Source organism: Streptomyces sp. NRRL B-1347, from assembly GCF_000720325.1.
Classification (GTDB): Bacteria; Actinomycetota; Actinomycetes; order Streptomycetales; family Streptomycetaceae; genus Streptomyces.
Map to the genome: position 1 here is coordinate 91431 of NZ_JOJM01000013.1, position 25510 is coordinate 116940.

18 protein-coding genes are annotated in these 25510 nt (G+C 72.6%); 10 read left to right on the forward strand and 8 right to left on the reverse strand.

Annotated features, from left to right (window positions below; all coding sequences use genetic code 11):
- The first annotated feature begins 2 nt into the window (after positions 1-2).
- Positions 3-2795: a hypothetical protein gene (locus IG74_RS0114335; protein WP_030675518.1), complete on the forward strand. Its 2793-nt coding sequence runs from the start codon at positions 3-5 to the stop codon at positions 2793-2795.
- Between the two features lie 68 nt (positions 2796-2863).
- On the opposite strand, the gene IG74_RS0114340 is transcribed toward IG74_RS0114335, so the two are convergent.
- Positions 2864-3406: a hypothetical protein gene (locus IG74_RS0114340; protein WP_051854888.1), complete on the reverse strand. Its 543-nt coding sequence runs from the start codon at positions 3404-3406 to the stop codon at positions 2864-2866.
- Between the two features lie 190 nt (positions 3407-3596).
- Between IG74_RS0114340 and IG74_RS49360 the strand changes: the two genes are divergently transcribed.
- Positions 3597-4187 carry a nucleotide triphosphate diphosphatase NUDT15 gene (locus tag IG74_RS49360; RefSeq protein ID WP_234334334.1) on the forward strand — a complete coding sequence of 197 codons (591 nt, stop codon included), beginning with the start codon at positions 3597-3599 and terminating at the stop codon, positions 4185-4187.
- Between the two features lie 190 nt (positions 4188-4377).
- Here IG74_RS49360 and IG74_RS0114350 read toward each other — a convergent pair whose 3' ends face one another.
- Positions 4378-5823: a glyceraldehyde-3-phosphate dehydrogenase gene (locus tag IG74_RS0114350; RefSeq protein WP_030675527.1), complete on the reverse strand. Its 1446-nt coding sequence runs from the start codon at positions 5821-5823 to the stop codon at positions 4378-4380.
- A gap of 333 nt (positions 5824-6156) precedes the next feature.
- Here IG74_RS0114350 and IG74_RS0114355 point away from each other — a divergent pair, with 333 nt between their 5' ends.
- Positions 6157-8034, forward strand: a complete 1878-nt coding sequence (locus IG74_RS0114355) for a reprolysin-like metallopeptidase (RefSeq protein ID WP_030675530.1) — start codon at positions 6157-6159, stop codon at positions 8032-8034.
- An 85-nt stretch (positions 8035-8119) separates the two neighbouring features.
- Here the strand turns inward: IG74_RS0114355 and IG74_RS0114360 are convergent, their stop codons facing one another.
- The gene (locus tag IG74_RS0114360; RefSeq protein ID WP_051854906.1) at positions 8120-8515 is read right to left on the reverse strand and encodes a VOC family protein; all 396 of its coding nucleotides are present in this window, start codon (positions 8513-8515) and stop codon (positions 8120-8122) included.
- Between the two features lie 61 nt (positions 8516-8576).
- On the reverse strand, positions 8577-9587 hold the full coding sequence (locus IG74_RS0114365) for an EamA family transporter (protein WP_030675535.1): 1011 nt from the start codon (positions 9585-9587) through the stop codon (positions 8577-8579).
- 69 nt (positions 9588-9656) lie between these two features.
- On the opposite strand from IG74_RS0114365, the gene IG74_RS0114370 reads away from it, so the two are divergent.
- Complete coding sequence (locus IG74_RS0114370; protein ID WP_078868773.1) at positions 9657-10574, forward strand: LysR family transcriptional regulator; 918 nt, start codon at positions 9657-9659, stop codon at positions 10572-10574.
- Positions 10575-10712: 138 nt separating this feature from the next.
- A complete protein-coding gene (locus IG74_RS0114375; protein WP_030675543.1) occupies positions 10713-11684 on the forward strand; it encodes an NADP-dependent oxidoreductase in 972 nt (323 codons plus the stop codon).
- Positions 11685-11707: 23 nt separating this feature from the next.
- Here IG74_RS0114375 and IG74_RS0114380 read toward each other — a convergent pair whose 3' ends face one another.
- Positions 11708-12121 (reverse strand): Fur family transcriptional regulator, encoded by a 414-nt coding sequence (locus IG74_RS0114380; RefSeq protein WP_030675546.1) that lies wholly within the window; start codon positions 12119-12121, stop codon positions 11708-11710.
- 294 nt (positions 12122-12415) lie between these two features.
- On the opposite strand from IG74_RS0114380, the gene katG reads away from it, so the two are divergent.
- Entirely contained in the window at positions 12416-14638 is a 2223-nt protein-coding gene (katG, locus tag IG74_RS0114385) for a catalase/peroxidase HPI (RefSeq protein ID WP_030675548.1), read from the forward strand.
- On the opposite strand, the gene IG74_RS0114390 is transcribed toward katG, so the two are convergent.
- Positions 14635-16473, reverse strand: a complete 1839-nt coding sequence (locus tag IG74_RS0114390; RefSeq protein WP_051854890.1) for a carbamoyltransferase — start codon at positions 16471-16473, stop codon at positions 14635-14637. The two genes, katG and IG74_RS0114390, sit on opposite strands and share 4 nt — an antisense overlap.
- Before the next feature lie 204 nt (positions 16474-16677).
- Here IG74_RS0114390 and IG74_RS0114395 point away from each other — a divergent pair, with 204 nt between their 5' ends.
- Positions 16678-17838, forward strand: coding sequence for an ATP-grasp domain-containing protein (locus IG74_RS0114395; RefSeq protein WP_030675555.1), 1161 nt, complete (start codon positions 16678-16680; stop codon positions 17836-17838).
- Between the two features lie 66 nt (positions 17839-17904).
- On the opposite strand, the gene IG74_RS0114400 is transcribed toward IG74_RS0114395, so the two are convergent.
- Entirely contained in the window at positions 17905-18948 is a 1044-nt protein-coding gene (locus tag IG74_RS0114400; RefSeq protein ID WP_030675559.1) for a glycoside hydrolase family 5 protein, read from the reverse strand.
- 275 nt (positions 18949-19223) lie between these two features.
- On the opposite strand from IG74_RS0114400, the gene IG74_RS47930 reads away from it, so the two are divergent.
- Positions 19224-20807: a serine/threonine-protein kinase gene (locus IG74_RS47930; RefSeq protein WP_051854891.1), complete on the forward strand. Its 1584-nt coding sequence runs from the start codon at positions 19224-19226 to the stop codon at positions 20805-20807.
- A 33-nt stretch (positions 20808-20840) separates the two neighbouring features.
- On the opposite strand, the gene IG74_RS0114415 is transcribed toward IG74_RS47930, so the two are convergent.
- Positions 20841-24161 (reverse strand): CHAT domain-containing protein, encoded by a 3321-nt coding sequence (locus tag IG74_RS0114415; RefSeq protein ID WP_078868775.1) that lies wholly within the window; start codon positions 24159-24161, stop codon positions 20841-20843.
- Between the two features lie 314 nt (positions 24162-24475).
- Between IG74_RS0114415 and IG74_RS0114420 the strand changes: the two genes are divergently transcribed.
- Positions 24476-24883 (forward strand): hypothetical protein, encoded by a 408-nt coding sequence (locus tag IG74_RS0114420; RefSeq protein ID WP_030675572.1) that lies wholly within the window; start codon positions 24476-24478, stop codon positions 24881-24883.
- A gap of 31 nt (positions 24884-24914) precedes the next feature.
- On the forward strand, positions 24915-25487 hold the full coding sequence (locus IG74_RS0114425; protein ID WP_030675576.1) for a hypothetical protein: 573 nt from the start codon (positions 24915-24917) through the stop codon (positions 25485-25487).
- Positions 25488-25510: the final 23 nt, after the last annotated feature.

Sequence of the window (25510 nt, forward strand, 5' to 3'; positions counted from 1 at the left end):
TCTTGATCCGTGTCCCGCGCTTGGCGACCGCCGCTGTGACGGCGCTCGCGCTTGCGGTGGGCTTGCCGGAGCTCGCGCACGCGTCGCCGGACCAGCCGCGCGCGCAGCGCTCCGACGACCTCATAGCGCCCGGCAAGGCCGGAAGATCCGGGGACCAGCTGCCGCCCGGCTGGGAGCTCACCGGCGACGGCGCCGACCAGCACCTGGTGTGGCGCGCGCCGGAGCCGGTGCCGATGGGTGACGCCCGCGTCGAGTTCTACGCGGGCGACCGGCTGCTCGGCCGGCCCACGGCCACCGACGACCAGCGGACGTTCCGGCTGAAGCTCGACGACAACGGCGTCGCCGCGAAGGACGCCCTGGGCGACCTCCAGGCGCTCGCGGGCGGCCGCCGCCTCGACAAGCCCGAGTCGGCCGCGCCGCCCCGCGCCACGGCGCCCGCCCCCGCCCAGCTGCCCGCGGGCGAGGTGGACCCCGGCAAGCCGGGCGAGTACCGCACCGTCAAGGGCGAGTACGACCTTCCGGCGGTCAAGCTGCCCGGCTTCCCCGCGAAGGTCGAGATGCGGGCCACGGTGGTCGGCCCCGTCGGCGCGCCCGGGAAGCGGCCGCTCGCCCTGTTCCTGCACGGCCGCCACGGCACCTGCTACAAGGGCGATCAGACGGGCGGCAGCTGGCCCTGCAAGTCCGGCTGGAAGCCGATCCCGAGCTACCAGGGCTATCTGCACGACCAGAAGCTCCTTGCCTCGCAGGGCTATGTGACGGTGTCGATCTCCGCCAACGGCATCAACGGCCAGGACGACAGCGCCCCCGACGGCGGCGCGCAGGCCCGCTCCTCGCTCGTGCGCCAGCACCTCGGCCGCTTCGCCGACTGGGCCGCCGACCCGACGAAGGCACCCGGCGCCGTCCGCGGGACCGCGCCGGTCGACCTGGACCGCGTCATGCTCGTGGGGCACTCCCGCGGCGGCGAGGGCGTCAACCGCGCGGCCTTCGACAGCCGTTACCAGCCGCCCGCCGACGAGGACGGCTACCCGCACAAGGCGCGCTGGCAGATCCGCGGCACGGTCCTCATCGGCCCCACGATCTTCGGCCAGAACCCGGACCCGGACGTGCCGTCGATGACGCTCCTGCCGGGCTGCGACGGCGACGTCTCCGACCTCCAGGGCCAGCTCTACCTGGACAACACCCGGGGCGTGGGCAACGGCTCCGCGCTGCACAGCTCGGTGTACATGGTCGGCGCCAACCACAACTTCTTCAACACCGAGTGGACGCCGGGGCAGGCGCAGGCGCCCGCCGACGACGACTTCTCCTCCGGCTCGCGGCCCGACCCGGTGTGCTCGCCGGGCCACGGCCCGCGCCTGAAGGCCAAGCAGCAGCAGAAGGCGGGCTCCACCTACATCGCGGCCGCCGCCCGGCTCTTCGTCGAGGGCGACGACGAGGTGCGTCCGCTCCTCGACGGCTCCGGCAAGGGCGCGCCCTCGGCGAACCCGGCCCGGGTGCTCACTCATGCCGTCGGCGGGCAGCGCACGCCCGCCGTCGTCCCCGGCCGCTCGCTCGACGTGACCGGTGGCACGCTCTGCGACCAGACGACCTCCGGGTCGAAGGGCTGCCTCACGCGTGGCGCCAAGGGCCAGTCCCCGCACTTCGCGGGCTTCGAGGTGTCCCCCGACCCCGGTCGGTACGCCCTCGCGATGAACTGGTCGCGGACCGGCTCCACGATGTCCGTCAAGAACGCGCGCCCGGTCTCCGTCGAGGGCTCCGACGCGCTCGCGCTGCGGCTGATCGTGCCGCCCAACACCAAGGGCACCAAGCTGGACGTGACGGCCGTCGACGCCTCGGGCCACCGGGCGAAGCTCGGCCAGGTCCGCGCCGACGGGCTGCCGGGCACCGAGGTCACGGCGTCGTACTGGGGCCAGGAGCTGCGCGTCCCGCTCAAGGCCGCCGCGCGCGCCGGGCTCGACCTGAAGCAGCTCAAGGCCCTGGAGCTGACCTCGCGCACCGGTTCCGGCAAGGCGTGGCTGATGGACGCCTGGGGCTGGCGCCCTGGCACGGCCGAGGTGCGCCCGTCGCGGCTGGCGCGTGTCGACGTCGGCCAACTGCGGGTCGACGAGGGCGACTCCGGAGTCCGCACCTACCGCGCTCCGGTGCGGGTGACCGGTGACGGCAACGGCAAGGTGCGGCTCTTCGTGCCGGGCCCGAACCCGGACAAGTTCGTCGCCAAGACGGTCACGGTGCGCCCCGGCGACACGTCCATCGGCGTGCCGTTCAAGGTCAAGGGCAACAAGCGCTACGGCGGTTCGACCGCGCAGGCCGTGTTCGCCAAGACCATCAGCGGCGCGGTCGTCGGCTCGCACCACGGCGGGGTCTTCGTCCGTGAGGACGACCCGATGCCCAAGGTCAGCGTGAAGCCGGTCGCGGCCAAGGTCACCGAGGGCAAGCCGCTCAAGTGGCGCGTCTCGCTGTCCGAGGCCGCCGACGTCGAGACGTACGTCGCGTTCCGCGTCGAGCGCGTCAGCGGTGGCAAGGAACTGTCCACCAAGGACGTCGACAAGGCCTGGCTCAAGCGGCAGTTCGGCGCCAAGCCGACGCCGGTCCGCCCGCTGTCCAAGGTGGCGTCCTACCCCTACGTCGGAGTGGTGGTCAAGGCGGGCAAGCGCAGCGTGGAGCTGAGCGTGCCCACCGTGAAGGACCGGGTGCGCGAGGGCCAGGAGTCGGTGCGGCTGCGGCTGTACACGTACGACGAGAACTGGAACGAGCACCGGGGTCCGGTGTTCACCGGCCGGGTGCGCGACGCCGGCTAGGCGCGGCGCGACGGACAGGGCGGGCGGCTCCCCTCGGGGGGCCGCCCGCTCCGGCGTTGCGGCGCGGCTCAGCTCCAGGGGTTGGCGGGCTGGTCGTTGATGTACGTCCAGAAGCGGGTCCCGACGGGCACGTCCCCGTACGCCCAGAAGCTCCAGCCGCCCGAACTCGACAGGTTCGGGCCGTACTTGCCGTCGTGGAACTCGGCCATGCGCCAGCCCGTGCCGAAGGTGTTCGCGCACAGTCCGTCGGCGGCCGCGAGGCTGGTCAGCCGGGTGCCGCGGATGGGGTTGGTGGCGGCGACGGTGCCCTTGGCCCAGCCCGCGTAGAAGTCGGGGGTGATGCCCGCGGGCGCGGGACTGCCGTCGACCTTCAGACAGAGCACGGGCAGCGCCGTGCCGGTGGCGGTGTCGCCCTGGTACGGGTTGCTCAGCGGGCCGCCGCCCACGCGCACGGTGCCGTCGGGCCCGTCGCCGAGGAAGGTCCACGTCATGGCCTTGGTGTTCCGGGTGTCGGACGGGGCCGCGGCCGCCGGGGTCACGGTGCCCGCCGCGACCGCGAGGGCGGCCGCGGCGAGGCAGACGGAGCGCACGGACATCTTGATCGAACGCAAGGCTTCTCCTCATGGCTGATGCGGATCATGGCTGATGCGGAACAAGACCCTTGAGGTGCCGGTCGATCAGGGATTCTTCACTTCCTTCACAGCTTCTCCAAGAGCCATAACCGGACATCCACGGCCCCTTGGTCACGGCGGCCCCGGCCGGGATGATCGACCCGGCAGCAAGAAGACCGAGAGGAACACGGTGGGACACACACAGCGGCACGCGCCGGACGGCGACCAGGCCCCCGGGCACCCGCCGCTCACCTTCGCCGACAACCGCCGCCCCGCTCCGCACGCCCTCGTCGGCGCGGGCGTCGTCGTCACCGACGGGCGGGGCCGGGTGCTGCTCGGCCTCTCGCGCCGGGGCGCCTGGGAGCTGCCCGGCGGCAAGCCCGACCCGGGCGAGTCGTTCGAGCAGGCCGCCGTCCGTGAACTCCGGGAGGAGACGGGCCTGACGGCCGCACCCGCCGACGCCCATGTGCTCGCGGTCCTCATGGACGCCGTCCACGGCATGCCGCGCCTGACGGCCGCCGTCCACGTCACCCGCGCCACGGGCGCGCCCACCGTGACCGAGCCGGAGCTCATGCACCGCTGGGAGTGGCACGAGGCGGCCGCGCTGCCGCGGCTCGGCGCGGCCCTGTTCACCCCGAGCGCACACGTCCTGGACACGGTGTGGCCGGGCTTGCTGCCCGGCCTGCCACCGGTGCACCGGAACGCCGTCGCGCCGCGCCCGGGCCGCCCCGGGACGGCCGGGATCCCCGCCCCGACGAACGGATCAGGCTACTCCGTATAAGGAGGAGTGGAACCTGTTACAAGGAGAGCGGAATCCCTCCGCATGGCCTCGACGCCACCGGGTACCAGATTCATGAGCCCCGCCGCGCTCCCCCGTCGCGGCGGGGCTTTCCCGTGTCCGGACACGGCTCAGGGCGTCCCCGCACCGCGGGGACGCCCTGACTGCCTCGGCTACCGCTCGCGTCCGCCGGTCAGACCGCCGGGGCCGGGTAGGTCGGGTACTCCACCCCGGAGACGTGCTGGACGACGCGGATGACCTGGCAGGAGTAGCCGAACTCGTTGTCGTACCAGAGGTAGAGGATCGCGTTGTCGCCGTCGACCTTGGTGGCGCCGGCGTCGACGATCGAGGCGTGCCGCGAGCCGATGAAGTCGTTGGAGACCGCGTCGGGGGCGCTGGTGAAGTCGATCTGGCGGCGCAGCGGCGAGGTCAGCGACACCTCGCGGAGGTGGTCGAGCACCTCCTCGCGGGTGGTCTCGCGGCCGAGCCGCAGACTGAGGATCGCGATCGAGACGTCCGGCACCGGGACGCGGATCGAGCTGCCGGTGATGGGCGCCTTGAGGTCGGGCAGCGCCTTGGCGACGGCCGACGCGGCACCGGTCTCGGTGATCACCATGTTGAGCGGCGCGGAGCGGCCGCGGCGGTCGGCCTTGTGGTAGTTGTCCAGGAGGTTCTGGTCGTTGGTGAACGAGTGGACGGTCTCCACGTGGCCGCGCAGCACGCCGTACTCGTCGGCCATCGCCTTCAGCGGCGGCACGATCGCGTTGGTGGTGCAGGAGGCGCAGGACAGGATCTGCTCGTCCGGCTTGATCGTGTCGTGGTTGACGCCGTGCACGATGTTCGGCACGTCGCCCTTGCCGGGCGCCGTCAGGACGACCTTGTCGATGCCCGGACGCAGGTGCTGCGACAGGCCCTCGCGGTCGCGCCACTTGCCGGTGTTGTCGATGAGGATGGCGTCCTTGATGCCGTACGCCGTGTAGTCGACCTCCGACGGGTCACCGGCGTAGATCACCTTGATCTCGTTGCCGTTGGCGATGATCGTGCTGTTCGCCTCGTCGACGGTGATCGTGCCCTGGAACTGGCCGTGGATGGAGTCGCGCCGCAGCAGCGAGGCGCGCTTCACGATGTCCTGCTCGCCGCCCCTGCGCACGACGATGGCGCGCAGCCGGAGGCCGTTGCCGGAGCCGGCCTTCTCGATCAGGAGGCGGGCCACGAGGCGGCCGATGCGGCCGAAGCCGTACAGGACGACGTCGCGCCCCTGGCGGCACTCGATCTTGTTGGCGCCCGTGGCACCGGCGACGGCCTCGGCGGTGAACTCCGCCACCGAGAGGCCGCGGTCGTCGGCCTTGTGCGTCGCGGCGAGCATGCCGATGTCGATCTGCGAGGGGCCGAGGTCGAGCGTGGTGAGGGCGCGCAGGAACGGCAGCGTCTCGGTGACCGAGAGCTCCTCACCGGCTATCTGGCGGGCGAATCGGTGGGTCTTGAGGATGCTGACCACCGACTTGTTCACCAGGGAGCGGCTGTGCAGCAGGACCGTGACGTCCCGCTCGCGGTGCAGCTTCCCGATGAGCGGGATCATCGACTCCGCGGTTTCCTCGCGGTGCTTCCAGTTGGTGAACGAGTCGTCATTGACAGTCACAGGCGTATCTTTCGAGCTAGGCGGCGCTCATATGCTAACCCCACGCCTGTTCGACCCTCCATGGGGTGCCGCCACCACCGCGTCCCGGGCTGCATCACATAGCCTCTGACCTGGCCGTACGTCGCCGCCGGACTTCTCACAGAGGCGGCGCGGGCGCCGGGAGCGAGCAGCCGGGGTCGCGTCAGGGGCGGTCGGCATCGCGACCCCGGGCCTTCCGCGCGCGGCGGTCACCCCCTCGGACGGCCATTCGGCCCCGCTCCCGCCGCGCCCGCCGCCGCGCCGAGTGATCGTGCTCGTGTCCGAACCGTTCGGGCACGTGCACGAAGGAGCCCCATGACCCCCGTCAGGTTCGCCGTCGTCGGAGCCGTCGCCGCGCTCGCCACCGCCCTGCCCGCGGCCCCGAGCCCCGCCGCACCGCCCGCCCCCGACCTGCCCGGCCTGCTGCGCACGGGCGAGGTCGGCTGGCCCGACGGCGCCTTCCGCGCCCTGTGCCGCCGCGGGCCCGTCGCGGCGCCCGACCGGCGCGTCCTGCGCCTCCCCGGCGGCACCTCCGTCACCGCCCAGGCCACGAAGGTCTCCCGCGACCGCGAGGGCACCCTGCTGTGGAGCGGGCACCTCGCCGGGCGCCCCGACCGGCCCGTGACCCTCGCGGTCGACGGCGCGTGCGGCAAGGGCGGGCCCCGGGTCGCCGGGGAGATCCACGAGGGCCGGGTGCGCCACGCCCTGGACGCCGTGCGGCCCGGCGCCTCGCGCGTCCGGTCGTTCGACACCGTGCGCCAGACGCCGCTCGTCCGCGACGCGCTGCGCCTGGCCAGACCCGCACGCCCTGCGGCGCCACCCAGCAGACGCGCCGAGCCCAAGGACCCGGTCATCGACGTCCTGATCGGCTACACCCCGGAGACCGCCGCGGACACCGAAGGCGGCGTGGAGGCCATCGAACTCCAGGCCAAGGCCGCCGTCGAGGGCACCAACAAGGCGTACGCCGACAGTGAGGTGAAGGCCCGCCTCACCCTGCTCGGGACCTTCGAGACGCCGAGCTGGAGCGGCGAGGCCAGCGACATGGACGGCATGACGAACGCCCTCGCCAATCCGGAGGACCCGCGCTACGCCGACGACTGGGCCACCGGCGTCCGCGCCACCCGGGACGCCAAGGGCGCCGACCTCGTCCACGTCCTGTCGAAGTTCACCCCTCCCGAGGGCGAGTACACGGCCGGGACCGGCATGACGCCCTCCCTGCCCCGCCTCATCCCCGGCGCCAACGCCCAGTACAGCACCGACGACACCGGGTTCGGCGCGCAGCAGGCCGACACCTTCGGCACCCACCACCTCGCCCACGAGATCGGCCACAACTTCGGCCTCAACCACGACTACCTCACCGACCCGATCGACCCGGACGAGGACAACTACCGGGCGGGCAACTACAACCCGTACTACCCCGACAACCACGGCTTCCTGCCCAAGGACCGCACCTGGGTCGACATCATGGGCTACAACATGAGCTGCGCCGACGAGGACAAGTGCGAGAACAAGATGTGGTTCTCCAACCCCCGTCAGGAGTTCGACGGCGCGCCGCGCGGCGTGGCCCTCGGGGCGAAGGAACCGGCCGACAGCACCCGCGTCATGAACCTCACGGGCCCGGTGCTCGCCAACTACCGCACGCCCGCCGACAGTACGGACCCCAAGCGCCACGCCCTGACCGCGGTGCCCCAGGACGGCACGGGCGGCACCGTCAGCACCCCCTCCACCGGCCTGTTCGCCACCGGTGACCAGATCACGGTCACCGCCGCCCCGGAGACCGGGTACAAGATCGACCGCTGGACCGTCGACGGGAAGGTCCAGCCCACCCGGGCGGCATCCCTGAGCGTCACGATGGACAGCGACCACTACGTCACCGTGAAGTTCGTCAAGAGCGGTGCCCCGCTCAGCCCGATCCCGGCCGCGCTCACCGCCGTCAGCCCCGCCACGGGCTCCGTCAAGGGCGGCTTCACCGTCGCCCTGACCGGCGGCGGGCTCACCGGCACCACCCAGGTCCTCGCGGGCACGCCGACGGCGGGCGGCTTCCGCGGGGTCGCGGCCACGAACGTGCGCGTCGTCGACGACACCACGGTCACCTTCACCGCGCCCGCCTACCCGGAGAAGGGCGCCGTCCAGTTCGCCACGGCCCGCGGCGGCTCCCTGACCGCGTCCATCGGCTTCACGTACACCGACTGACCAGGCACCCGTACGGCTGCGAAGGCCCGGCCGCCACCCGTCGTGGGTGGCGGCCGGGCCTTCGCTTCGCTGCCGGGTGGCGCGGTCAGGCCTCGGTGGCGACCTTCCACAGATGGCCGTCGGGGTCGCTGAAGTAGCCCGAGTACCCGCCCCACTCGGCGGCGGCCGCCTCGCTGACGGTGGTGCCGCCCGCGGCCACCGCGGCGCGCATGGCCTCGTCCACCGCCGCCCGGGAGTCGGTGATGAAGTGGAACGAGCAGCCGCGGAACCCGGACCCCTCCGCCGGGACGCCTGCGTCCTGCGCCACCGCCTCCCGCGCGTAGAGCACGAGCGACGAGGAGCCCTCGCCCAGGCCGCACCTGACGAACCCGGGGTAGTCCTGCTCGACCTCGCAGCCGAGCCCTTCGACGTAGAACTTCTTGGCGCGCGCGACGTCGTCGACGCCCAGCATGATGGCGTTCACCTGCAACTTGATGTCCATGACGACCACGGTAGGCACCCGTCGGCCGGAGGTGCTTCTCGAAAACTGACCGTCTTCGGGCTCAGCGCCCGCCCGTGCGGACCGCGCCCGCGCTCGCCGCCACCACCAGCGCGATCGCCGCGCACTGGAGCGGCGTGAGGCCCTGGTCGAGGACCAGATAGCCGGCAAGCGCGGCCAGCGCGGGCGACAGGCTCGTCAGCACCGCGAAGGTCGCCGCGGGCAGCCGGCGCAGGGCCAGGAGCTCCAGCGCGTAGGGGATCCCCGAGGACATCACCGCGATCGCCAGGCCCAGCGCGAGCACGCCCGGTTCGAGCAGCGTCGCGCCCGCGGACCCGATCCCGAGCGGCAGGCTGACCAGCACGGCCACGGTCATCGCGATCGCCAGCGCGTCCAGGCGCGGGAAGCGGGCCCCCGCGCGGGCGCTGCCCACGATGTACGCCGCCCACATCGCTCCGGCGCCCAGCGCGAAGGCCACGCCCGCGGCGTCGAGCCGGCCGAACCCGCCCCGGCCCAGCAGATACACGCCCATCAGCGCGAGCCCCGCCCACAGCAGGCTGGCGGCGCGGCGCGAGGCGACGACCGAGAGCAGCAGCGGACCGAGCACTTCGAGGGTGACCGCGGCGCCCAGCGGGATCCGGTCGATCGCCTGGTAGAAGAGGACGTTCATGCCGCCGAGCGCGAGGCCGTAGCCGACCACCACCGCCCAGTCGGCGCGCGTGTGGCCGCGCAGCCGGGGCCGGGTGACGACCAGCAGCAGCACCGCGGCGAACGTCACCCGCAGCGCGACCGTGCCGAGCGCTCCGGCGCGGGGGAACAGCAGCGCCGCGACGGCGGACCCGAACTGCACGGTCACCGCTCCGGCGAGCACCAGGCCGACACCGCCGAGGGTGGCGCGCCCGGCGGCGGTGCGCAGGACGGCGGGCGTGGCCGGGGGCGTGTCCGGCGTGGCTGCCGTCGTAGCCGCCGTCGTGGGGGACGGCGAGGTGGCCGCCGTCGGGGCCGAAGCGTGCGCCGTCGCGGGGGATGGAGCGTGCGCCGTGGCGAGGGATGAAGGGTGCGCCGTGGAAGTCATGCGCCTCACGCTAGGGAGCCGCACGCGCCGTGTGAAATGCCTGTTCCACTGCGGTTATGCTCTGGAAGCATGACCATTGAGCTGCGGCATCTGCGCGCCTTCCTCGTCATCGCCGAGGAGGGCAACGTCACCCGCGCCGCCGCCCGGCTCCACGTGGGCCAGCCCGCGCTCTCCCGCACCCTGCGCCAGCTGGAGGACCACCTCGGCGCCCGCCTCGCCGACCGCTCCACCCACCACCTGGAGCTGACCGCCGAGGGCCGTACGTTCCGCGACAAGGCCACCGCCGCGCTCGCCGCCGTCGAGACCGCCCTCGACCCGGCCGGGCTCACGAGCTGGCCGCTGCGCCTCGGCCACACCTGGGCGGCGCTCGGCGACCACACCGTCGCGCTGCTGCGCCGCTGGGACGAGACGCGCCCCGGCGTCCCGCTGGAGCTGCTGCGCGTCGACGACCGCACGGCGGGCCTCACCCGGGGCACGGTGGACGCGGCCCTGCTGCGCGGGGCGGTCGTCGCGCCCGGGCTGCGCACCGAGCTGCTCCGGATGGAGGAGCGCGTGGTGGTCATGCCGAAGGACAGCCCCCTGGCGGCCCTCCCCCGGCTCACCCTCGCGGACCTCACGGACCGCCCGATCGCCCTCAACACCGTCTCCGGGACCACCACACCGGACCTGTGGCCGTCGGCCGCCGGGCCCGCCGCGACCATCGAAGTCACGAACACCGACGAGTGGCTCATCGCCATCGCAGCGGGCCGCGCCGTGGGCGTCACCACCTCGGCCACGCCGAGCAACTACGCCCACCCCGCGCTGGTCTACCGCCCGCTCGCGGATGCCCCGCCCGTCCCCCTCGTACTCGCCTGGCGCGAGGGCCTCGGCCACCCGGCGATCCCGGACCTGGTGACCCTGGTCCACGAGATCCTCGCGACCGGAACGACCGGAACGACCGGAACGGCCGGGGCATCCGGGGCATCCGGGGCGACCTCCACGGCCTGACCCGATCCTGGCGCTCCCTGGCCATCAGGCCACTACTGGAGCCCTCTTCGCCCCGGCACGCTGAGGACGCGCCCCGGAAGCACCGGAGCGCGGCACCGCACCGTCCGCAGGACCAACCGCCGAAGAGGGCACGTCACCATGCACCAGGCCACCACCCCCACCACCATGCGCGCCGTCTCCCAGGACGCCGCCGGAGGACCGGACGTCCTCAAGCTCGTCACGGTGCGGCGACCGGATCCGGGCCGGGGCGAGATCCTGGTCCGGGTGCACGCGGCGGGCGTGAACCCCGCCGACTGGAAGACCCGCGCGCGGGGCGTGTTCGCCACCGGTGCGACGCCGCCCTTCACCCTCGGCTTCGACGTCTCCGGGGTGGTGGTGGCGGTCGGCCAGGGCGTGACGCTGTTCCGGCCGGGCGACGCGGTGTTCGGCATGCCGCGCTTCCCGTACCCGGCGGGCGCCTACGCCGAGTACGTCACCGCTCCGGCCCGGCACTTCGCGCCGCGCCCCGAGGGCCTGACCCACGTCCAGGCGGGCGCCCTGCCGCTGGCCGCCCTGACCGCGTGGCAGGCGCTCGTGGACACCGCCGGCGTACGGCCGGGGCAGCGCGTCCTGATCCACGCCGCGGCGGGCGGCGTCGGTCATCTGGCCGTACAGATCGCCAAGGCCCGCGGCACGCACGTCATCGGCACGGCCAGCGCCGCCAAGCACGAACTGCTGCGCGCACTGGGCGCCGACGAGCTGATCGACCACCGCGCCCAGGACTTCGCCGCGGTGCTCAGGGACGTCGACGTCGTCGTGGACGGCATCGGCGGCCCCCACTGGGCCCGGTCCCTGCGCACACTGCGGCCCGGCGGCACGCTGGTCTCACTGCTGCCGCCGGACGGCGACTTCCCCGTCCAGGAAGCCGAGGCGGCCGGAGTCCGGGCGGTGTTCATGCTCGTCGAACCCGACCACGGCGGCCTGCGCGCGATCGCCTCGCTCGTCGAGGAGGGCCGGCTGCGCGTGCTCGTCGACGCGGTCCTGCCGCTCGAAGAGGCAGCCCGGGCCCACGCGTTGGGCGAGACGGGCCGCACGACCGGCAAGATCGTGCTCTCGGTCACCGACGCGTGATCACGAGCGCCGCCCGGACCTGATCAGACGGCGCAGGTGGGGCACAGCCCCCGGTAGGTGACCTCGGCCCCCGAGACCGCGAACCCGAACCGCTCCTCCGGCGGCAGGGCCGCCAGCGGGTCGCCGGTCGGGTGGACGTCGCGGATGGTGCCGCAGCGGGAGCAGACCAAGTGCTGGTGCGGGTGGTGGGCGTTGGGGTCGTAGCGCTTGGCGCGGCCGTCGGTGGAGACCTCCATGACCTCACCGAGGGAGACCATCTCGCCCAGCGTGTTGTAGACGGTCGCGCGGGAGATCTCCGGCAGTCTCTCGGCCGCGCGCGCGTGCACCTCGTCGGCCGTGAGGTGCACGTGGTCGCCGTCGAGGACCTCGGCGACGACGCGTCGCTGGGAGGTCACCCGCCAGCCACGCCCTCGCAGTCGCTCCAGCAGGTCGCTCATATGTCGGTTCACCTACTCGGTTCGGTGGAGTACCCGGAGTTTACGGCAGCGCTACTTGCTCCGAATGAATATGGATCAGGTGAGCTTCTTGACCTGGATCCCGTCCATCGTAGGATCGGTTCCCGACGATGGCCAAGGGCAGCCTCGCCCCTGTTCCAAGGACGCGTCAGGGACAACCACCACAAGTCGTACGGAGAAGTCGCTGACGTCGATCACGCGGTCGGTGCGGCCCCTTCCACCGCCTGCAGTTCTTCGCGCTCCACGATTCGCCTAGACCGATCCGAGAGGATTCCCATGGCTGAGAACCCCGACGCAATCGTCACCGACCCGAAGACGGAGGAGACAGGCGGCTGCCCGGTCGCGCACGGACGCGCCCCGCACCCGACGCAGGGCGGCGGGAACCGCCAGTGGTGGCCGGACCGGCTGAACCTGAAGATCCTCGCCAAGAACCCCGCGGTGGCGAACCCGATGGGCGAGGACTTCGACTACGCCGCGGCGTTCGGCTCGCTCGACCTGGCGGCCGTGAAACGGGACATCGCCGAGGTCCTGACCACCTCGCAGGACTGGTGGCCCGCCGACTTCGGCAACTACGGCCCGCTGATGATCCGCATGGCCTGGCACAGCGCGGGCACGTACCGCATCAGCGACGGCCGCGGCGGCGCCGGTGCGGGCCAGCAGCGGTTCGCGCCCCTCAACAGCTGGCCGGACAACGCCAGCCTGGACAAGGCCCGCCGACTGCTGTGGCCGGTGAAGAAGAAGTACGGCAAGAACATCTCCTGGGCCGACCTGATGGTCCTCACCGGCAACGTGGCCCTGGAGACGATGGGCTTCGAGACCTTCGGCTTCGCCGGCGGCCGCGAGGACGTCTGGGAGCCGGAGGAGGACGTCTACTGGGGCCCCGAGACCAACTGGCTCGACGACGCGCGCTACACCGGCGACCGCGAGCTGGAGAACCCGCTCGGCGCGGTCCAGATGGGCCTCATCTACGTCAACCCCGAGGGCCCCAACGGCAACCCGGACCCCATCGCCGCGGCCCGCGACATCCGCGAGACGTTCCGCCGCATGGCGATGAACGACGAGGAGACCGTCGCCCTCATCGCCGGCGGCCACACCTTCGGCAAGACCCACGGCGCGGGCCCCGCGGACAACGTCGGCGACGACCCCGAGGCCGCGCCGATGGAGCAGCTCGGCCTCGGCTGGAAGAGCACGTACAACACGGGCGTGGGCAAGGACGCCATCACCTCGGGCCTTGAGGTCACCTGGACCGAGACGCCCACGCGGTGGAGCAACCTGTTCTTCAAGAACCTCTTCGAGTACGAGTACGAGCTCTCGCAGAGCCCGGCCGGTGCCCACCAGTGGGTGGCGAAGGACGCCCCGGAGATCATCCCGGACGCCTTCGACTCCTCGAAGAAGCACCGCCCGACGATGCTCACCACCGACCTGTCGCTGCGCTTCGACCCGGTCTACGAGCCGATCTCGCGCCGCTTCTACGAGCACCCGGAGCAGTTCGCGGACGCCTTCGCCCGCGCCTGGTACAAGCTGACGCACCGTGACATGGGCCCGGTCGTCCGCTACCTCGGCCCGGAGGTCCCCTCCGAGGTGCTGCTGTGGCAGGACCCGCTGCCGGAGCGCACCGGCGAGACCATCGACGCCGCGGACGCCGCCTCCCTCAAGGAGCGGATCCTGGCCTCCGACCTCACCGTCGCGCAGCTCGTCTCCGCCGCGTGGGCGTCGGCGTCCTCCTTCCGCGGCAGCGACAAGCGCGGCGGTGCCAACGGCGCCCGCGTCCGCCTGGAGCCGCAGCGCAACTGGGAGGTCAACGACCCGGACAGCCTCGCGCAGGTGCTGCGCACGCTGGAAGGTGTCCAGGAGTCCTTCAACTCCGCCCAGTCGGGCGGCAAGCGGGTCTCGCTGGCCGACCTGATCGTCCTCGCGGGCAACGCGGCCGTCGAGCAGGCCGCCAAGGACGCCGGCGTCGAGGTCGAGGTGCCCTTCTCGCCGGGCCGGGTGGACGCGGCGCAGGAGCAGACGGACGTCGAGTCGTTCGCCGCCCTCGAGCCGGCCGCCGACGGCTTCCGCAACTACGTCGGCAAGGGCAACCGCCTTCCGGCCGAGTACCTGCTGATCGACAAGGCGAACCTGCTGACCCTCAGCGCGCCCGAGCTGACGGTCCTCGTCGGCGGTCTGCGCGTGCTCGGCGCGAACCACGCGCAGTCGAAGCACGGCGTCCTCACCGACCGGCCCGGCACGCTCACCAACGACTTCTTCGTCAACCTGCTCGACCTGGGCACGACGTGGAAGTCGACGTCCGAGGCCCAGGACACCTTCGAGGCCCGGGACGCGAGCGGCGCGGTCAAGTGGACCGGCACCCGCGCCGACCTGGTCTTCGGCTCGAACTCCGAGCTGCGCGCGATCGCGGAGGTCTACGCGAGCGACGACGCCAAGGAGAAGTTCGTGAAGGACTTCGTCGCGGCCTGGGCCAAGGTCACGGACCTCGACCGGTTCGACCTCGTCTAGTCCCTCGCTTCCTCAGTCCCTCGGCTCAAGTCCAGGCCGGGCCCGTGCGGGCCCGGCCTGGACTTCTTCGTGACCACGTACCGGTCGATGACCAAGTAGTCGATCTCGGTGGCGAGGAAGCACTCCAGGGCGTCCCGGGGCGCGCAGACGATGGGCTCACCGGCCACGTTGAAGGAGGTGTTGAGCAGACAGGGCACGTCCGTGCGCGCCGTGAAGGCGCGCAGGAGCCGGGCGAGGGCGGGGTTCTGCCGGTCGTCGACGGTCTGCACCCGCGCCGTGCCGTCCACGTGACAGGCGCCGGGGATCCGCTCCTGGTACTCCGGGCGCACCGGGAAGACGAACGTCATGTAGGGGGACGAGGTCTTCTTGCCCATCTCGAAGACCCGGGGCGCATCGGACTCCAGGACGACGGGCGCGAACGGCCGGAAGGGCTCCCGGTGTTTCACGCGGACGTTGATGATGTCCTTGATGTCGGGGAAGGCGGGGTTGGCGAGGATGCTGCGGCCGCCCAGGGCCCGCGGCCCGAACTCGGCGCGGCCCTGGAACCAGCCCACGACGTTCTTGTCGGCGAGCAGGTCCGCCGTCCGCTCCGCGAGCGCGGCCACGTCGGGCTCCTGCTGCCAGTCCACGACGTCCGCGTACCGCTCCAGGGTCTCCAGGACGTGCCGCTCGTCGTACGACGGGCCGAGGTAGGGCGTGGTGACGGCGTCGGCGGGGCGGTTCCTGAGCCCGGCGGCGTAGACGGCGGCACCGATGGCGACGCCGGGGTCACTGGCCCCGAAGCTGACCTCCATGCCGGTGAACGGCGAGCGCTCCACCATCTTGGTGTTGGCCACGCAGTTGAGCGCGAGGCCGCCTTCGAAGAGCAGCGTGTCCAGGCTCGAAGCCGCGCTCAGCGTCCGCAGCTGGTGCGCGGTGACGGCCTCCACCATGTGCTGGGCGCAGCCCGCGACCCTGACCCGGAAGTCGAACTCCTCGCGCTTCTCGCCGTCCCCGCCGAAGAGGTCGTCGAACAGGGCGTAGTAGGCGTTCCTGTCCTGCGGGACGGAGATCGTGTACGTGCCGTTCTCGTGCAGCCGGACGACGTGTTCGAGCAGCGGGTTGCGGAGCGGCGGCGGGCCGTAGGCGGCCAGTCCCATCACCTTGTACTCGTCGTTGTTGGGGACGAAGCCCAGGTAGCGGGTGATCCTGCCGTAGGCCACGCCCAGTGAGCTGCTCATGGGCACGGTGTTCTCGTCGAAGAGGTGGACCACGCCGTCGCGCAGCTCGCCCATGACCGAGGACAGGGTCTCCGCGCGGCCGTCGCTCACCAGGAAGGCGGCGTCGCCCCCGCCCGCCAGGTAGGCGCCGCACATGAGGTGGGCCAGATGGTGCGGCACCAACGCGAGCTTGTTGGGGTCCAGTTCGTGGCCGGTGCGCCCGACGAAGTCGGCGTACACCGCGTCGGGGCTGAGCATGCCGGTGTACAGCTCGCCCGTGCGCCGCAGGGCGTCGAACTTCGCCGCGACGGGCAGGTCGGTGTCGCAGATCCGCGCGATCATCTCCTCGCCGACCGCCGGTGAGAAGCGCCAGGGGAAGGCGACGACGTCCACCTGGCCGAGCCCGACACCGGCGAAATCCAGACACCACTGGATGGCGTTCGCCGGGAAGTCCGAGGTCTTCTTGACCCGGCTCAGGCGTTCCTCCTCGACCGCCGCGACGACCTCGCCGTCGACGACGAGGGCCGCCGCCGCGTCGTGCCCCACCAAGAGGTTGCGGTCGACACCCGTCGCGCCGTACAGCCGCCCGAAGAGCTCCGAACCCCTGGTGAACCCGTTGTACCCGAGCACGATCACTGGCTCTCCGCCTCCCCAGCACGACAGCAACGGCAGGAGGAGGCTACGCACGCGAGTTGCGTGAGGGATAGGCGTGCAACACGGGCAAGTTGATGTTTGGACTGCATCGGACGCGGGCACCGCCCGAGCCGTGATCCACATCACAAGGTCATCCCGCCGGGCCTTCCCTTAGGGTTTCGGCCAGTCGCGAACGGGGAGGCGATCATGTCGAGCATCATTGTCATCGGTTACCGGGACGACCTCGACCGGGCACTGCGGCACCGGGGCCTGGATCCTCACTACCTCGTGCAGGCGCCCGCACGACCGCCCGAGAACCGGCGCTTCCTGCGGGTCGCCGACATGGAGAACGCCCAGGAACTGCTCCGAGCCGTGCTCTCCGCGAACCTCGGGGACGCGGTGGGAGTCCTCACCGTCCACGAGATGGGCGTGTTCGGGGCGGCCTTCCTGCGGGGGCAGTTGGGCCTTCCCGGCAACGCCGACTCCGCCTCCGTGCTCTTCTTCCGGGACAAGTACCTCCAGAAGAGCAGGCTGCCGCCCGAGGTGAAGCGGGCGCGCTGCCGGTACACGACCGAGGACACGCCCTACGGGGAGCTGGTCGGCGAGCTCGGCGCCACCTTCGTGCTCAAACCGGCGACCGGAGCGGGCTCTCAGCGGACGAGCGTCGTCCGCTCGCCCGAGGAGTACGCGCGAGCGGTCGCCGCCTTCTCGGGCCGGTCCGACGTCGGGATGGTCGCCGAGTCCTTCGTCGACGCGTCCGAGGTCTACGTCGACGGGATCTGGCGGGACGGCACGCTCCACTGGTCGTCGTTGAGCCGCAACCACATCGCGCCGCTCCGCGCGGTCCAGGGCGGCGTCCTGGCCGCGCACGTCCTGGACCGGAACCGGCACGCGGAGCTGTTCCGGCAGGCCGATGCCCTCGCCACCCAGGCGCTCACCGCGCTCGACGCGCCCGACTGCGTCTTCCACCTGGAGGCCTTCACGACGGCGGGGGGCCTGACGTTCGGCGAATGCGCCATCCGCCTTCCGGGGGCACTGTCCCCGCAGGTCAACAAGTTGACGTACGGGGTCGACCTGTTCGACGTCGAGATCTCCCTCGCCCTCGGCGAGGACGTGGCCCGGCCGCGCGTCGGGGGCGCCCCTGAGCGCTTCTACGGCTACGTCCTGCTGCGCCGCCCCGAGAACGGCAGCCTGACCCGGGCGGACTTCGAGCGGAACTTCACGTTCGACGAGATCGCCTACACCCCGGACGCGCCGGCCGGGCCGTACGGCATGGTCGGGTACGCCGTCGTGTCCGACCCCGACGAACTGAAGCTGGAGAAGACGCTGGAGGACATCGCGCGGTTCAACGAGAGGGGCGGCGCGTAGCACCCGAAGGCCCCTGGCAGCGGGGCCGGAGCGGCGGCCGTCGTCCGCTTCCGGCCCCGGCCGGGCTCAGAAGTCGTCCGCGGTGCGCACCCGCTCCCGGATCCACACGCCCGCGGGCTTGAGCCGGCTCGCGCCGGTCCAGGGGCCGCTCGCGTCGCAGGTGCCCGCCTTGTAGACGGCTCCGGTGCGGTCGTCGTCGGAGAAGTTCCAGTTCACCCAGCTGATCTTCTTCGAGGCCATCAGGTCGAGGTACTTCTGCGACATGGCGAAGTCGTTCGAGCCCTCGCCCGCGTAGTTCTGGGTGCCGAACTCCGTGACGAACACCGGGAGTCTGTCGGCCGCCCGCGAGAGCGTGTTCAGATACTCCTCGCGGTGCGAGTCGGCGTAGAAGTGGAACGTGTACATGATGTTCCCGGCCTTCACCGGGTTGTTGACGACCTCCTTCTCGTCCGAGCCCTCCGACACGCCGAACGACGACCAGGCGCGGGTGCCGACCAGGACGGGCGCGTCGGCGTCGATGTTCCTGATGACCGGGATGATCTGCTCGGCGTAGGACTTGATGCGCGACCAGTCCACGCCGCTGGGCTCGTTGGCTATCTCGTAGATGATGTTGTTCTTGCCCTTGTGGCGCTGGGCTATCTCGGTGAAGAACGTCTTGGCGCGGGCGAGGTTGGCGTGCGGGTCGCCGGGGTCGAGCATGTGCCAGTCGACGATCACGTACATGCCGCGCGCGCTGGCCATGTCGATGAACTTGTGGGCCAGGTCGGTGAACTTGCGCGGGTTGGAGGCGTACCCGCCTTCTTGTACGTACGTGGAGACGCGCAGGACGTCGGCCTTCCAGTCACCGGCGAGGGCGTCGAGCGAGCCGTCGGTGAGACATTGCGCGTACCACTGGGTGCCGTGGCTGCTCAGTCCGCGCAGTTGGACGGCCTTGCCCTGCTGGTTGCAGAGCTTGGTGCCGCAGACGGTGAGCTGGCCGTTGGCGGCGACCGGGGTCGCGGCGGCGGCGCGCGGCGCGGCGGGGCCCGTGGCGGTGGCGGGCGCGGCGGCGGACACGAGGCCTGCCACGAGCGCGGCGGCGAGGGCGGCTGCTGAGCGAGTGGGTCTCATGGGGGGGACTCCAAGCCGTTGAAGGTTAGGAACCTTTCCTAACCATGAGATACCAGCGACGGCAGCGGCTCACAAGGTTCATGACAAAAGAGGGACGGGTGGGGGCACGCGCCGGGGTTCTCCACGCCCCAGGGGGCGTGCGGCCGGGCGGCTTCTTGTCCCGGGGCACGCGGGGCGCTCAGACTCTGTCTTCCACGGGCCGTCGGGGCAGAGGGGCCCAAGTCGCTTGATTCGACGGCCAGTTCATCCGATGCAGGGGGGGCACGGTGGAACGATTGGCAGCGACTGATCCGGAGGAAGTCGGGCGCTACCGGACGATCGCGGAGCTGGGCAGCGGCGGCATGGGGCGGGTCTTCCTGAGCAGCGCCCCGGACGGACGGCTCGTCGCGCTGAAGCAGGTGCGCACGCAGTTCGTCGAGGACGACGGCTTCCGGGCCCGGTTCCGCCGTGAGGTGGACGCCTCCCGGAAGGTCTCGGGCGTGTTCACATCGGCGGTGATCGACGCCGACGCCGACGCGCCCGAACCGTGGCTGACGTCGGAGTTCGTGCCCGGGCCCTCGCTCCAGGAGGCGCTGACGGCCGTCGGCACGCTGCCGGAGGAGGCGGTCCTGCGCATGGCCGCGGGCCTCGCGTCCGCGCTGCTCGACATCCACCGGGCCGGCCTCGTGCACCGCGATCTGAAGCCGTCCAACGTACTGCTGGCCGCCGACGGGCCCCGAGTGATCGACTTCGGCATCGCCCGCGCCACCGACAGCGACGACAGCACCGAACTGACCCACTCGGCCCTGCTCGTCGGCTCCCCCGGCTTCATGTCGCCCGAGCAGGCGCAGGGCCTTCCGCTCGGCGCGGCGAGCGACGTGTTCTCCCTGGGGACCGTGCTGGTCATGGCCTGCACGGGCAGGTGCCCGTTCGCCGGGACCTCCACCCCGCAGACCTTGTACAACGTGGTGCACACCGAGCCCGATCTCAGCATGCTGCCGCGGCGGGTCCGGCCCCTCGTCGCCCGCTGTCTGGCCAAGGAGCCGAGTGAGCGGCCGAGCCCGGCCCAGCTCCTGGAGGACATCGGCGGGCTCACGCCCGCACCGCGCCCCTGGCCGACGGAGGTGCACGAGCTGATCGCCGCGCAGCAGGCCGAGATCGAGCGGCTGCGGCGGGAGTTGGCCCTGCGCGGACGCGTCCGCGACACCGGCGGCGGCGCCCCCGCCGCCGAGGGCCCGTCGGGGGGCACCGGCCCGGCCCCCGGGCCCGCACGGGTCCGCTACGGGTGGGCCCTCCCGCTCAGCGCGCTCGTCGCCGTCGCGGTGGGAGCCGCCGCGGCCTATCTGGCCCTGGCGCCCGGCCGCGACGGCACCACCACCGCCGAGCCGCCGCGGGCCACCCTGACGATCAAGGAGACGACCGTGGAGCGCACCACCGAGGTGCCGCGGCGGCCCGCCGGGAAGCCGACGGCCCCTCCCGTGCGCGAGCCGTCGGCGGCGGCCGAGCCCTCCCCGGGTCTCCCCACGCCGAGCGACGCGCGGCCGAGCACGCGACCGGCGGCGATCGCCGACTGCGGCGGCGAGCCCGTCACCCGGCCCGCCCTGTTCCTGCTGGCCTGCGGCGACGGAGGGGCCGGACTCAAGGGCCTGACGTGGACCGACTGGGGCATGCCCACCGCCCGCGCCACCGGCCGCGGCTGGCAGCGCGTCTGCGAACCCAGCTGCGCGAACGGCAGGGAGGCGGAGTATCCGGCGACGGTGATCCTCACCGGTCTGACCGCGGGACGCTATACGTCCATGCAGGTCAGGGCCCCGCAGTCACCCGGCGACCGAGTCGTGGACTACACGCTCGACGAGTACGGGCCGACCGCGCGGAACTGACGGTTCCGCCGCGGGGCGACCGCCGGGCCCTCCTCACACCCCCCAGGCCGTGAACGCGCCCCAGTGGACGGGAGAGTCGAAGGGCCGCTCCCTCCTGCCCCGGGCACGGGCGGCGTACCCCTCGCTCAAGGCGGCCAAGTGGCGGTGCGACTCCGCGTACCGCGCGAGCTCGTCCCAGGTGAGCCGGCGCAGCCATCTGCGGGCGCGGCGCAGGGCCGGTACGGGGTCGTGGCCCTGGGCGAGCAGTTCGTACAGGCGCGTCATCAGCACGGCCGTGGCCATGTCGTCCACCAGCCACAGGCTGCTCACCGCGCAGGCCGCCCCCGCCTGGAGGAAGGCGGCCGGGAGGCCGAGGAACTCGTCGGGGGTCTCGATGATGCCGTAGTGCCCCGACTGGCAGGCGCTGGCCACCGTGAGGCGGCACACGGGCAGTCGGTGCCGCACGAGGGTGTCCATGTCCAGGTGGCCGTCGGCGAGCGCGAGGGATCCGCCCCTGCTGTCGAATCCGGCGCTGCCGTGGCAGCTGAGGTGCAGGTACGAAGCCGTGGCGAGGTGGTCGAGCACCCAGGCCACGGTGGCGTCGGCCCCCACCGCGTGGGCGGTCTCGCCCCGGTTCCCGAACAGGTCGACGATCTCGGCGAGTTCGCTGCGGCTGCCGGGCAGCGAGCCGTCGGGGTCGGCGACGGCCGCGAGGCGCGGCGGCGCCTGCGGCGGCCGCGCGGCCCGCGAGCGCGCGGCCTCGTGGACCGCCGCGGACGGCGCGAGGATCAGGGTGCCGACGTCGTCGAGCACGTCGTCCGTCCCCGCCCCCACCGGCAGGGCGTGCAGCGGCACCAGGCCGAGGAGGCCGGTCGGCACCACGACCGCCTCGTGCCGCGCGTCCTCCGTGAGGAGCGCCGCGAGCGGACGTACGAGCGGTTCGAGAGCGGTGAGGCGGTCCAGGGCGGCGGGGAGTTCGCGCCGGTACGTCGTGGTGGGGGCCTGCTGCACGAGCCAGAGGCCCACGGTGTCGGCGTCCGGGTCGTCCATGTCGATCAGCAGGAGGCGGGCGAGGGTGATGCTGGTGATCTCCGGCACAAGCACGGCCCGTACGGTGGGCCGGGTGCCGAGGACCGCGAGGACGTAGCTGCCCCAGGGGGAGTTCACCAGGTAGGCGAGGGGACGGCCGCCCGCGGCCCGGACGATGTCGGGCAGTTCGGTGGTGCGCAGGAAGTCGTCGAAGCCCGGGATCGCCTGGACGTCCGCGACGACCGCGCGCAGATCGCGTTCGGCCGCGGCCTGTTCGCGGGTCGCGGTCGCCGCGCCATCGGGGGTCGTCGCGGCGGGGCCCGCGACCGTGGAGCGGTAGCGGGACCGGGCCTGCCGGTAGCGGCGGGCCATGACGGGGTCGACGCGTTCGAGCTCGGCCAGGTCCGCTGCGCCCCGCCCGGCCACCACGGAGAGCTCGCAGGCCAGACCGCGTTCGAGCGCCTCCACCGCGCGCTCCGGGCGGCCCGCGCGCGCCAGCAGGAAGGCCGTCCAGCGGGCGAGCCGGTCCACTCGGACGAGGACGCCGCGGCGGCTCGCGACCGTGACCTGGGCGTCGTAGAGCGCGCTCACGGCGGTCAGCATGTCCGACGCGACGTCGGCCGCCTCGGTCCAGCGCTCCGCCGCCGCGTAGGTGTTGAGGAGTTCCCTGGCGATGCTGAGGTGCAGGGAGGGCGCGACCGCCGGGGGCGTGGCTGCCAGGGCCTCGCGGCGCAGCCGGGTGCTCCCGGCGCTGTCGGGCCCGTCGAGCAGGTCGCCCGCCTGGGCCAGGAGCCAGGCGATGCGACCGGCGTTGAGCAGGCCGGGGCGCGCCGCGGCGAGGTCGCGGGCCGCGGTCGCCGCCTCCCGGGCGCCCTTGGCGTCGGCGGGGTCACGGGTCAGCAGCAGATGGGCCAGGTTGCACTGGGTCTGCGACCACAGCACGGGGTCGTCGTCGGGGCGCAGGTGGCGCAGGGCGTCGCGGTAGCAGCGCTCCGCCTCGCGCAGGTCGTCGGGCTCGGCGCGGCGGGACAGCACGAGGCCGAGGTTGGTCATGGAGTAGGCCCAGTTCACCGTGGAGCGTTCGGGGGACCGCTCGGTGAGCCCGGCCCTGATGTGGTCGATGCCGAGCGTGAGGTCCGCGGCGCCGCCGCCGGGCCGTTCCGCGAGCAGCAGCCCGTAGTTGGTCTGGATCCGCGCCCAGAACTCGGGGTGCTCGGCGCGGTCGAGCGTGCTCGCGCGCTCCAGCAGGGCGCGGGCGGTCTCCCAGACCTCGTGGCGGTCGCCGTCGTCGCGCGCGTAGTGCGCGCTGGCGAGGTTGTTCGCCACCCGCACCCATTCCAGGCTGCCCTCGGGGAGCAGGTTCAGGGCGCGGTCGAGGGCCTCGTACGCCTCGGAGAGGTCGGCGTCGAGTCCGGCGTGGACGGCGCCCATCAGGCGTTCGCCGAGCATGGCGGCGAGCGCGCTCTCCGTCTCCCGCTCGCCGAGGTCGGCCGCGAGCGCCAGCGCCTCGCGGACCAGGGGGATGCTCTCGGGGCCCGGTGTGTCGCAGGCCCTGGCGTGCATGTCGCGCAGCTGGGTGCGCAGCCCGCCGCCGAACCTGCTCAGGGACTCGAAGTAGCGGTCCACCGCCACGTGCGCGGGCGTGCGGCCGTCGCACAGGCCGTCCAGCAGCTCCTGCCGCCGCTGGAGCACCGGTTCGAGCGGGGTGCCGGCCGCCTCGCGCAGCTCCTCGCGGCCGGCGTCCCGCACCCTCGTGTCCTCGGTCAGCTCGGGGTACGTGCGCAGGAGTGCGGCCAGCTCGTCCGGCGGGCTCGTGAGCACGGCGCGCAGCAGGTCGTCCACCCGGGACTCGTCGCGCTGCCCGGCGAGGAGCCGCAGGAAGACCTCGTAGTTGGCGACCGTCGGCGGTCCCTCCGGTGCGAGGTCGCGGCACGCCGTCCCGGGGTCGCCCAGGTCCCGCTCGACGTCGCGGGTCAGGACGAAGGGGAGCAGCCTGCGCGGCAGCGGGATCGCCTTCCCGGTGAAGACGTCGTCGCGGAAGGCCCCGGCCGCCGCGGCCTCCTCCAGCAGGGCGACGGCGAACTCCGGCGGTCCTTCCTGGAGTTCCGCCATGGAGGTCGCGTACAGCAGCGGCGCCGCCGCACCGGGGCGCAGGACGAGCAGCGGGGCTTCGACGTGCGCTCTCGTCCCGCATCCGGGGCATTCCACCCAGGCCACGCCGGGGCCGGGTCCCGCCAGGACGTCGGCGCGCTCGCGGGCGTCGACGACGCGCCACACGGGGGAGCCGCACTCCCGGCCGCATTCCTCACAGCGCCACGTGTAGGACGCCCTCACCGAGACCGTCACGGCCCGCCCCCCCGCCCCTCGGTCACCTCGCCATGCCCACATTCTGGCGCTCCCCGTCGTCCGGCCGTGAGGGATCGTGCGAAAGCGCGGCGGAGCGGCGGAGAGCCTGGTATCCGGGCGCCGCACAGAGTCTGCCGGACACCCCCGCAAGCGACTTCCGGGACACCATGCGGGGCGAACACCCTCTGATAACACGCCAGTTGACGGAGCATCACATTCCGATACACAGTCACCAATCCCTCCCTGCCGACACATTGCACCCACTTCGCTCCCCGGCCACAATGACCGTCCCGGACCACGCAAGGAGTGTGCGCGTGAGTGATCCGCCCATCGTGTTCCCGGACGTCGAACGCCTTGTCGTCGACCACCTCAAGAGCCGCCCCGAACTGACCGGAGTCATCGTCGACAACCGCACTCCCCCGGGCTTCGACGGCACCCAGAAGGCCGTCCTCGTCTCCCGCGCGGGCGGCGCCTGGGTCGACGACCAGCACCTCGACCAGCCCCTGATCGACCTGGAGGTCTACGGCCCCGACAAGCCCACGGCCCACGCGGTGGCCACCGCGACCCGTACGGCGCTGCTCACCGTGCGCGGCACCACGTACGGCAGCGCCTACGTCACCGACGCCGTCGAGGCGGACGGGCCGCGCTGGCTGCCCGACTACAACCGGCAGGCCGCCAGCCGCTATCTGTCCACCACCCGGCTCTCGATCCGCCCGGCCTGACGTTCCCGCGCACCCGCCCGAAGGAGTCAGCATGCCCGGAATGAACCCGAACGAGATCCGTGTCGCCGGTACGGGACGCATCCTCACCGCCCCGCTCGGCACCGCGATCCCCGCCGACGTGACCGCCACCTGGGCGGCCGGCTGGCGGGACCTGGGCTACACCACCACCGACGGCATCCGCTTCAACAAGAAGGACAAGATCGACCCGGTGGACACCTGGCAGTCGGTCAGCCCGGCCCGCTTCGTGTACTCCGACCGCGACCTCACCGTGAAGTTCGCGCTGCTCCAGCTCAACGAGGACACCCTGCCGTTCTTCTTCGGCGGCGACGGCGTCACCGAGACCGCCGAGGGCTCCAAGCTCTACACGTACAAGGTGGCCGCCGAGCCCAAGCAGGACGAGCGGATGCTCGGCGTGGAATTCTCCGACGGCAACGTCATCAAGTACCGCTTCACCATCGCCCGCGGCCAGGTCACCGAGACCGAGGAGCTCCAGCTCACCCGCACCGCTTCGGTCAAGCTCGGCATCACCTTCACGGCCCTCGCGGTCGACAACACCGCCGCCCTCGCCACCTGGATCATGAACGACCCCGCCTTCGCGAAGTAGCCGCGGCGGCCCGCCCGCCACCG

What these genes read in the sequence shown, in the direction of transcription:
- IG74_RS0114425 (WP_030675576.1), top strand. Translation starts at nt 24,915, where the DNA reads ATGCCCGGAATGAACCCGAACGAGATCCGTGTCGCCGGTACGGGACGC.
- katG (WP_030675548.1), top strand. Translation starts at nt 12,416, where the DNA reads ATGGCTGAGAACCCCGACGCAATCGTCACCGACCCGAAGACGGAGGAG.
- IG74_RS0114400 (WP_030675559.1), bottom strand. Translation starts at nt 18,948, where the DNA reads ATGAGACCCACTCGCTCAGCAGCCGCCCTCGCCGCCGCGCTCGTGGCA.
- IG74_RS0114380 (WP_030675546.1), bottom strand. Translation starts at nt 12,121, where the DNA reads ATGAGCGACCTGCTGGAGCGACTGCGAGGGCGTGGCTGGCGGGTGACC.
- IG74_RS0114375 (WP_030675543.1), top strand. Translation starts at nt 10,713, where the DNA reads ATGCACCAGGCCACCACCCCCACCACCATGCGCGCCGTCTCCCAGGAC.
- IG74_RS0114355 (WP_030675530.1), top strand. Translation starts at nt 6,157, where the DNA reads ATGACCCCCGTCAGGTTCGCCGTCGTCGGAGCCGTCGCCGCGCTCGCC.
- IG74_RS0114395 (WP_030675555.1), top strand. Translation starts at nt 16,678, where the DNA reads ATGTCGAGCATCATTGTCATCGGTTACCGGGACGACCTCGACCGGGCA.
- IG74_RS0114370 (WP_078868773.1), top strand. Translation starts at nt 9,657, where the DNA reads ATGACCATTGAGCTGCGGCATCTGCGCGCCTTCCTCGTCATCGCCGAG.
- IG74_RS0114365 (WP_030675535.1), bottom strand. Translation starts at nt 9,587, where the DNA reads ATGACTTCCACGGCGCACCCTTCATCCCTCGCCACGGCGCACGCTCCA.
- IG74_RS0114360 (WP_051854906.1), bottom strand. Translation starts at nt 8,515, where the DNA reads ATGGACATCAAGTTGCAGGTGAACGCCATCATGCTGGGCGTCGACGAC.